Source organism: Bilophila sp., from assembly GCF_057864385.1.
This window is the reverse complement of record NZ_DBMAFI010000106.1, coordinates 1-8,083: the sequence shown is the minus strand read 5'-3', so window position 1 is coordinate 8,083 and position 8,083 is coordinate 1. Positions and strand designations below refer to the sequence as shown.

Sequence of the window (8,083 nt, the reverse complement as noted above, 5' to 3'; positions counted from 1 at the left end):
TGCAATCCGCAACGGTACCTGACGTGATAACCATTCTGCCCGCATACCATGCGCATCCACGGCCAGATGTATCTTTGAGTTGAGCCCCCTTTTGTGCGCCCCATGTGCTGGTTGCCACCTTTTGTTCCTGTCCCGTCCTGATGGACTTTAATATAGGAAGCGTCAATCATCAGCCATTCAAAATTCGGTTCATCAATAAGAATTTCAAGAAGTTTTTCCCAAAACCCATTGTCCCGTCATCTGCAAAATCTGCGATGTGTGTTTTTCCAGTCGCCATAGTCCGGTGGCAGGTCGCGCCATGGAGAACCAGTTCGTAAAATCCAAAAAAATGCATTGATGAACAGTCTGTTATCTCTGACAGTAACGTCTTTTGCTCCTTCACGTCCCGGCAAATAAGGTTTCAATAATTCCCATAAGCTATCTGATATATCGTGGAGTCTATGTGCTGGTACCATTCATTCTCCTGATAGTATGAGAATGAAAATAGATATAAAATATAAATACTTAAATGACGACACAACCTAGCCTTCCTCATCCGGGCCAAGGAGGAAAGCAAGCGCCGAATGAAGGAGAACCCGACTCCGGACAACATTTCCGCGTTCAACCGCGCGCGGGCCGCGGTGGAAGATGAAACACGAAGACTGCAGGGAGGTAGTGCGGCTATGCGGATTTTCAAGACCCAGCTCAATGCCGTTGATTTCCTGCGGGACAGCGGTTTCAAGATCAGCAAAAGTCAGTTCAACCGCGATGTGGCGGCTCGAAAGGTGTCCAAAGCAGAAACTGGATTCGAGGAAGGGGCGTTGCTGGCGTATGCCGCAGCCAACCTTACGCCTTTGACCCAGCATGAAAATAAGGCTCTGTCCAACGCCACAGTTGACCGCATATCGGCAGATACCGAGCTGAAACGGTATACGGCCGAGCGCACGCGTCTGAAACTGGAAAAGGAAATGGGGATGTTGATGCCACGGACAGAGCATGAGGAGGCACTGTCCGCACGAGCCCTTTTTTTCAAGAGCGAGATTGAAAGTTTCGGATACCGCAAGGCCGGGGAGATCATTGCACTTGTCGATGGCGACGATAGTAAGTTGGAGGCCCTGCTCGAGTGGTGGAACCGGGAAACCGCAGACTGGATGGATGCGTGGGACTCTGATCGTGAATTCACCTATGGCGAGGAGGACCCCGAAAGCACTCCCTCTGTGGAGTCTGGAGACGAGTAATGCCGCCAATCCGTTTTACCCCCGGCGAGCGGCACGTTTTCCGTCGTCGGGCGCACATTCCCCTATCTGTCTGGGCGGCACGGAATCTTATTGTAAAAGATGGGCCGTATGCTGGCGGAGGGTATAGGCGGGACGTGAACCCTTACCTTGCCGGGATCATGGACACATGGAGCATGCCCGGCGTGAAGGAGGTGGCGGTCTGCGGCAGCGCCCAGACCGGAAAGACCTTGGTCATGCATGCGGCGCTGGCATACTGCATCGACATGCGCCCCGGACCGCGCATGCTTGCCATGCAGGACGACGACGCCATCGGCAAGGTGGTGGCCAACAAACTGGTCCCCATGTTCCGGGCATCGCCGCCCGTGCGCGCCCAGCTCGGAAAAGTACGGAATACCCGGATCAGTTTCCGTGACGGCACCAACCTGTTCATGGCCAGCGCGCAGTCTCAGGGGCAACGCGCGTCAATCTCCATTCAGGACCTCTTCCTTGACGAAGAAGCTCTGTATAAACAGATTGCTGGCCAAGGCGTACCCGTAGAGGAGTTTCGGGAGCGCACGCGCAGCTATGAGCACAAGCGCAAAATCCTTCGCGTCAGCAAGCCCATTGGCGGCGATGAATGCAGTATCGTGCAGGCACTGGAGGAGTGCGACGAAGTACGTCACTACTTTGTGCGGTGCCCGGCCTGCGGTTCATATCAGATCATGACGGAAGAAGGTCTGGTTATGACGGAAAAGACAGCATCACCACAGGAAGTGGAAAGGCGCAAGCTCGGCCGCTACAAGTGCTCGATCTGCAAGTTCCTGTGGTCCGATCACCTTCGGGATCAGGCTGTGGCTCGCGGGCGCTGGGAGGCGGAAAACCCGGTGCCTTCCCCCCGGCGTATCGGGTTCCATCTGCCGGCTATCGTGTCCAAGGCCGTATCCCTGTCTGAGATCATGGCTGCCAAAATGCGGGCAGAGGCATCCGACTCGCCAGTAGTCAAACAGCAGTACGCAAACGGCATGTGGGCCATGCCGTTCCGGGCCGTGGAACTGGAGACGACAGAAGACCTTATCCTGCAACACCGTGATCCTGATCTGGAGCCGTTGAAAGTCCCCGGCGACGCCGTTGCTCTGACTGCCGGCATAGACGTGCAAAAGCGCGGCTTCTGGTATGTCGTGAAGGCGTGGCGGCCTGATCTCTCGTCCGCCGTCATCGACTATGGCCGCCTGACGGATTGGGATTCCGTCCATGCTCTGATGGAAACACGCTACGACTACGAGGATAACAGTCCCAACGCAGGAAAAAGTCTTGCCATTTGGCGTGCGGGCATTGACTCGGGCGTGATGAAGACGTGGTGTCCCGTACCGAGGAAGTTTACACGTTTGTGCGCCGGCACGGTGCTGGGCGCTTGTTTGCCTGCAAGGGGGCGTCCCATGAGTCGCACACGCCGGTACGCGCCACCAGCATCGACAGGCTGCCCAGCTCCCGCATCCGCATCCCGGGCGGCCTATGGCTGTACCTGCTGGATACGCACTATTTCAAATCTCTTATCTTTGCCAGGCTGGAACCGGATGCGCGTCAGCCTGTGACTCTGCACCGAAAGACCGACGAAGCCTTTGCCGCGCAACTGTCGGCAGAAACCCTTGTGCACGATAGAAATGGAAAGCATGTTTGGGTACGCAAGCGCCGGGCGAACCACTACCTCGACTGCTGCATGATGGCCGATGCCTGCGTGGACGGGAGCTGGCTGCCGAGCTTCCAGATGATTGTCGAGCGCGATATCTTTCTGTCATCCGAAAAACGCCAGCGTCTAAGGGAAGAACAATCCGGCAGGCCGGCGCAGCCCCCACGAACGCTTCCGAGTCGGGTTCCCCCGGCCAGAACAGCTCCGGAACGGAACAGGCCCGGGTTCATGAGGAACCGCGGAGATTATTAGGAGGTTGAATGTCAAAAAACAGGAAACGCATCAATTTACCGTATGATCGAGCAGCCAGCCCCCGTCTTTCCGTTCCCGTTGCAGCCCTCTACATGGGGTGCAGTGAATCTTGGGTATACAAGCTGGTGGCTGTCGGAGAACTTGAGGCTCTCCGTATCGGCTCACGCAGGGGGATGCAGATCCCCATCCGCAGTATAGATCGCTATCTCGCCCGTAAGGCTGTGGAGCCGGATGCCGAATAAAAGAAAGGGAGGAACGGCTTCCTCCCTTTTTCGTTATCACAGTGCTATGGACTGCAATCCCTTTTCTTTGACCAGATTCAGCAGCTTCAAGGCCGCACCTCCGGGGCGTCGGACTCCCCGTTCCCAATCGGAAATCAGATTCTTGCTGACATTCAGATACCATGCCAGTACAGGCTGGCTGACCCCTTCCCGTTCACGCAGGCTACGGATTTCCTCTCCGCTCATGGGCTGGGCGGGGACGATACACATCGTCAAAATGGCGCATGGTCTTCTGGTCGACGATACCCAGCTCGTACAGCCCTTCTATATCCATACGAGTTTCTTCTGCGATTTCACTATAATATTGCTTAGGCATGCTCCCCTCTTCCTTCCACCGGGTGGAGACAAGAATCATCAAGTTCACGCATAGTCTGCTTGTCAATGGCACCATGCCGGTGCAAATCTTCCGCAAGTTCATGAATAGCGGCAGACAAATCGTCCTTATAGTGCTTGGGCACAGAGCAACCTCTTGAAATGCTCTTTACAGGCCCATGGCTATGGCCTTGCGCAGCACTTCCTACATTCTTACCTGCCAGCCTTTGCCGCTGTTGCGGAAATGCTCCACAATATCGGCGTCAAATCTGGTGGTGAACTGTATCTTCGAGCGTTCCGATTTGGGCGGCCACGGCGTGGTGCCAGCAAAGCTTCTACAGTTTCCGGTGGGAACAGGTCGGCAAGCGCTTCACGCCTGACTTTGCCAACGAAGGGCGCAGTGTCTTCGGACGGCGGCAGGGGATCGGGATCGGACAGGGCCGCCGCTATGCTTTCCTCGTCGGTCATTTCCCGATCTGCTCCGGGAAGGCGCGGAGGCTCCGCAAGTTCCCCGGAGGAATATACGACAATTTCTTTGCCGTTTTCGTTATAACGTCTCATACCTTTTTTCTCCCGGCTGTTTGCCTTTCTGCAGCTGATAACACGCATTCTCCGGTCCCGAGGGGTGAAAACGAGACACATAAGGCGGGCGTCATCGCGCGGGACAAAGGCGGCATATCGGGGGCACCGTAGCTATGGCGCGTATCCGGCTCGATATGGGCGCGGCTCCAGTCAAGCCTGTCCACATCGGCAAAATCTTCGCCGTGCTTTTCCAGATTTGTTCTGCGTTTGTTTTCGTCCCATTCGTATTGCATAGATTTTTAGAACAACAAAAACATGGGACGTCAATATTTGTAGTTATAAAAATTATCCTGACTTTTTGTGTGCCTTGAGGCAAAAATTTTTTAGGTGCCTAGAAACATCTTCAAACGCTAGCGGCTTCCGCGACCGTCAATTCGTGTTTTGGGGTGTCCGAGATCTATCCTCCGAGGGGCAATGTACGGAGTTACCTCCGGGTGTGGACTAATACAAGACCGAGCAATTCGGGAATATGTCCACTGACTGGCGTCAGTTTCTAGTACCCGGAGTTTTTGCATTTTGCAGGCTCTAATAGAAAAAACGCCAGAGGTGTCCCACATGTCCCAGCTTTCCATCTTTTCCCTTTCCTCAGACCCGTATTGCTCCGCCATCCAAGCCCTCAACAATGCTCTGTGGAGTATCCCGAACTGCTCGCCCACGTCACAGGATTGTTACTTGAGACCTCGCAGCTGCGGGAAGAACTTCCCGAAGAAATGATACTCTCCCGGCAATTGGCGAGCCACCTGCTGGAATACCACCATCGGGAGCAAAAGCGGGAAAATGGTTCTTACCTTCCCCTCCGCAGTACCAGACGGGCAACCATAATCCCGTTCAGGAAGGAAGGCAGCCATGCGTAACGCAGTACCATTGAACAACGCCCTGGCTACCGACATCTTGACCCCACTTATGGCCGATGCCGCACTGATGGGCCAGAGCGGTTCTTCCTCACAGGCTCGTCTGCTTTGGGTTCTGATCGAAGATGTTGACCGCAAACTCCTGTAGGTCTTTGCCGAAGTGAACGCGCAACGTTCTTCCGTGCGGGTAAAACTGCCGTCGTTGGAGTGACCGTCAATAAATGCAACAGGATGTGCACAGGATAATGTTGAAAAAATTATCCTGCAAAACATCCAGATTCATCTTTTATTTGACGATGTTAAAGAAACTATGCATACACTTTGGCAAAACTGTGGAGGATCGATGAATACGCAAGCTGAACGTAATCTGGCGCCTTTCGCTTTTGGAGAAAATCTTGTCCGTTCTATGCTGGGCGAAGACGGTAATCCGTGGTTCGTGGCCAAAGATATAGCCAAGGTTTTGGAGATTCAAAATATCCGGCAGAGTCTTTCTGAACTGGATGAAGATGAAAAGGGTGTATGTATTACTGACACCCTTGGTGGACCGCAGGAAATGATCACTATCTCCGAATCGGCCTTTATTTTCTTGTTTTCCGTTCGCGCAAGCCGCAGGCTCGCGCCTTCTCCAAATGGGTGCGTGCCGAAGTTTTGCCTACGCTGCGTAAAACGGGAGCCTACACCGTTCCCCACTCCGGGAAACCTCGGCGCTATGGGATACCAATCTCACCAGTTCAGGTTTTTTTGCCGACTGGTATATTGATTGCGGCCTGTGTAGGGCAGGCAATGAAGGCAAGGTCGAGCAGGTTGCCGCCTTTCTCAACAATACAGAATTCCGCTACCTTCTCTGCACCCACGCCATCCTGCGCTTTGCTTATGAACGCGGGAACTGTGTTGCATTCAATGATGTCCTTGTGGTCATAGAAGAATTTCACCACACCTCGGCTGAAGACGGCAACAAGCTTGGCGCTATGGTAGACGCCCTCATGGAAAGCTTCACCGCCCATATCATCGCCATGACGGTCATACTTCCGTAGGGATCAGGTTCCCATCCTCTCACTGGAAACCGAAGCCAGATTCACACAATTCACCTATAATTATTACGAACAGCTCAACGGCTACAATTATCTCAAGTCGCTTGGAATCGACTATCACTTCTATCAGGGGCGCTATTTCGACGCACTGAAGGAAGTGCTTGTTCTCGACAAGAAGATCATCCTCCATATCCCCAGCGTCAATTCCATGGAATCCACAGGACAAAAGCTCCATGAGATGGATACTATTCTGGATGCCATCGTGACCGTGATGGCAAAGGATTCCCGGACAGGCATCATGAGGGTGAAAAAACGCAAGGGGAAAAAACTGCGTGCTGCCGACCTCGTAACCGATGACTCCATGTGTGTGAATGTCCTCAAGTATCTGCGTGAGATCAGGGAACGCGACCAGATGGGCATCATCATTGCGCTCGGCATGGCCAAGGAAGTCTTTGACTGGCCTTGGTGCGAACATGTGCTGACCATCGGCTACCGTTCGTCCCTGACGGAAATTGTGCAGAGCATCGGCAGGGCAACCCGTGACTGCGAAGGAAAGACGCACGCCCAGTTTATCAATCTTATCGCCCAATCCGATGCGGAAGACGAAGACGTCAAGAATTCCGTCAACAACATGCTCAAGGCCATCACGTTGCCGCTGCTCATGCGTGAGGTGCTGGCTTCCAGCATCGCCTTCAGGCCGTGTTCCCTTGAGGCCCGGTGAAAACGCTTCAGCCCGGCGACATCATCCTGGACGATACGGAACATCCCGTATCCGAGTGTGTCCAAAAAATTCTCTCCTCCGGCGGTATTGATCAGGTGGTCACAACCCTCCTGAATACCCTGGAAGTCATCAACGCAGTCATCACCAAGACGAACGATCCAAAACTCGTGACTGATGTCGAGATGCCGAAAATCATCATGCAGCTCTTCCCCGACCTCGACATGAACGAAGTCTCGACCGTTAATGGCGTTACTAAGACGCAACTTGCTATGCATGCCAACGGCGGGCTGCTCAGCAAGCTTGCTCCCAAATTTGAAGTCGTGGGCAGTACGCCAGAAAAGCAAAAAAATGACGATGATAGAAACGGTATTCCGAATGGGGCAAAGGAATTTTTGAATATTGGAAACAAATTCATCGACATTGATAACTTTAACATTGACCTGATTGATAGCATCAACCCATTTCAGGGTACGTATGAAATCCTCTCCAAGTCGGTCAATGCCGCTCTGCTCAAGACCATTCAGATACACATTTGGGATAAAGTCCTCTCCCCATACCATGAGAGGAGAGGACTCTTAATATTGATTTTGATGAGCAACTCTGCGAGTTGACGTGGGTTGCCTGTAAGCCCCATCGACGACTTGATCTTACTTTTATACATCCTCCTTCAAGTGCGCGGAGGCCCAAAAGTATGTACAGCACGGGCACTCACCAATATGAAGATGAGGTGTTCGCTCATATTCTTCAACTTATAATAATTTTTTAATTATTAGGTAGTGCTATCTCGAAAGTATTATATATCATGTTGATATCTTGTTTTTTTATATTGTATAAATACCCAACTTTATTTATAAAAGTATAAAAATTTCCAAAACAAGGATAGACTTTTGCTTCTTTTATGTCAAGAAAAGAAGAATCTTCAACTATCAATGGTATTGACAGCTTATTTTTATGATAATTGAATATTATATATCCAATTTTGATATTATCAATATTTGGTCTATTTCGTTTGATAGATAATTCTAGTTGTGTAACGTCATTATTGCTTTTTATAATATCATAAATGGGTTTTGATATGTCAATTCCTGTACGATCCTTGTATTCATTTGTAAATTTTTTAATATATACTTTTCTAAACTCTAAATCTTCTTTTGAATCGCCTACTGTCAT

Annotated in this window: 10 protein-coding genes and 2 pseudogenes; 6 read left to right on the top strand and 6 right to left on the bottom strand. The window is 51.7% G+C overall.

Annotation, left to right across the window (positions count from 1 at the left end):
• Nucleotides 1-455: pseudogene (locus ACZM8Y_RS17330) on the bottom strand (IS5 family transposase); the annotation flags it as partial.
• 108 nt (nucleotides 456-563) lie between these two features.
• Here ACZM8Y_RS17330 and ACZM8Y_RS17325 point away from each other — a divergent pair.
• The 3 genes and pseudogenes from ACZM8Y_RS17325 (at nucleotide 564) to ACZM8Y_RS17315 (ending at nucleotide 3,377) form a co-directional block, all read left to right on the top strand.
• Nucleotides 564-1,217, top strand: coding sequence for a hypothetical protein (locus ACZM8Y_RS17325; RefSeq protein ID WP_482334383.1), 654 nt, complete (start codon nucleotides 564-566; stop codon nucleotides 1,215-1,217).
• Nucleotides 1,217-3,135: pseudogene (locus ACZM8Y_RS17320) on the top strand (terminase gpA endonuclease subunit). Before ACZM8Y_RS17325 ends, ACZM8Y_RS17320 begins: the two are co-directional and overlap by 1 nt.
• A gap of 8 nt (nucleotides 3,136-3,143) precedes the next feature.
• Nucleotides 3,144-3,377, top strand: coding sequence for a helix-turn-helix domain-containing protein (locus ACZM8Y_RS17315; protein ID WP_482334385.1), 234 nt, complete (start codon nucleotides 3,144-3,146; stop codon nucleotides 3,375-3,377).
• 36 nt (nucleotides 3,378-3,413) lie between these two features.
• On the opposite strand, the gene ACZM8Y_RS17310 is transcribed toward ACZM8Y_RS17315, so the two are convergent.
• The 3 genes from ACZM8Y_RS17310 to ACZM8Y_RS17300 form a co-directional block, all read right to left on the bottom strand.
• Complete coding sequence (locus tag ACZM8Y_RS17310) at nucleotides 3,414-3,626, bottom strand: helix-turn-helix domain-containing protein (protein ID WP_482334400.1); 213 nt, start codon at nucleotides 3,624-3,626, stop codon at nucleotides 3,414-3,416.
• Nucleotides 3,627-3,933: 307 nt separating this feature from the next.
• Nucleotides 3,934-4,014 (bottom strand): BrnA antitoxin family protein, encoded by an 81-nt coding sequence (locus ACZM8Y_RS17305; RefSeq protein ID WP_482334402.1) that lies wholly within the window; start codon nucleotides 4,012-4,014, stop codon nucleotides 3,934-3,936.
• A 271-nt stretch (nucleotides 4,015-4,285) separates the two neighbouring features.
• Nucleotides 4,286-4,543, bottom strand: coding sequence for a BrnT family toxin (locus tag ACZM8Y_RS17300; protein ID WP_489501934.1), 258 nt, complete (start codon nucleotides 4,541-4,543; stop codon nucleotides 4,286-4,288).
• A gap of 961 nt (nucleotides 4,544-5,504) precedes the next feature.
• Between ACZM8Y_RS17300 and ACZM8Y_RS17295 the strand changes: the two genes are divergently transcribed.
• A complete protein-coding gene (locus tag ACZM8Y_RS17295; RefSeq protein WP_482334389.1) occupies nucleotides 5,505-5,921 on the top strand; it encodes a BRO-N domain-containing protein in 417 nt (138 codons plus the stop codon).
• Here the strand turns inward: ACZM8Y_RS17295 and ACZM8Y_RS17290 are convergent.
• Nucleotides 5,893-6,165, bottom strand: a complete 273-nt coding sequence (locus tag ACZM8Y_RS17290; protein ID WP_482334392.1) for a hypothetical protein — start codon at nucleotides 6,163-6,165, stop codon at nucleotides 5,893-5,895. The two genes, ACZM8Y_RS17295 and ACZM8Y_RS17290, sit on opposite strands and share 29 nt — an antisense overlap.
• 184 nt (nucleotides 6,166-6,349) lie before the next feature.
• Between ACZM8Y_RS17290 and ACZM8Y_RS17285 the strand changes: the two genes are divergently transcribed.
• Both ACZM8Y_RS17285 and ACZM8Y_RS17280 read left to right on the top strand, forming a co-directional pair.
• Nucleotides 6,350-6,913 carry a hypothetical protein gene (locus tag ACZM8Y_RS17285; RefSeq protein ID WP_482334394.1) on the top strand — a complete coding sequence of 188 codons (564 nt, stop codon included), beginning with the start codon at nucleotides 6,350-6,352 and terminating at the stop codon, nucleotides 6,911-6,913.
• A complete protein-coding gene (locus ACZM8Y_RS17280) occupies nucleotides 6,910-7,524 on the top strand; it encodes a hypothetical protein (protein ID WP_482334396.1) in 615 nt (204 codons plus the stop codon). The genes ACZM8Y_RS17285 and ACZM8Y_RS17280 overlap by 4 nt, the downstream gene beginning before the upstream one ends.
• 151 nt (nucleotides 7,525-7,675) lie before the next feature.
• Here ACZM8Y_RS17280 and ACZM8Y_RS17275 read toward each other — a convergent pair.
• Nucleotides 7,676-8,083, bottom strand: a 408-nt coding sequence (locus tag ACZM8Y_RS17275) for a hypothetical protein (protein WP_489501933.1), incomplete at its 5' end; no start/stop codon positions are given.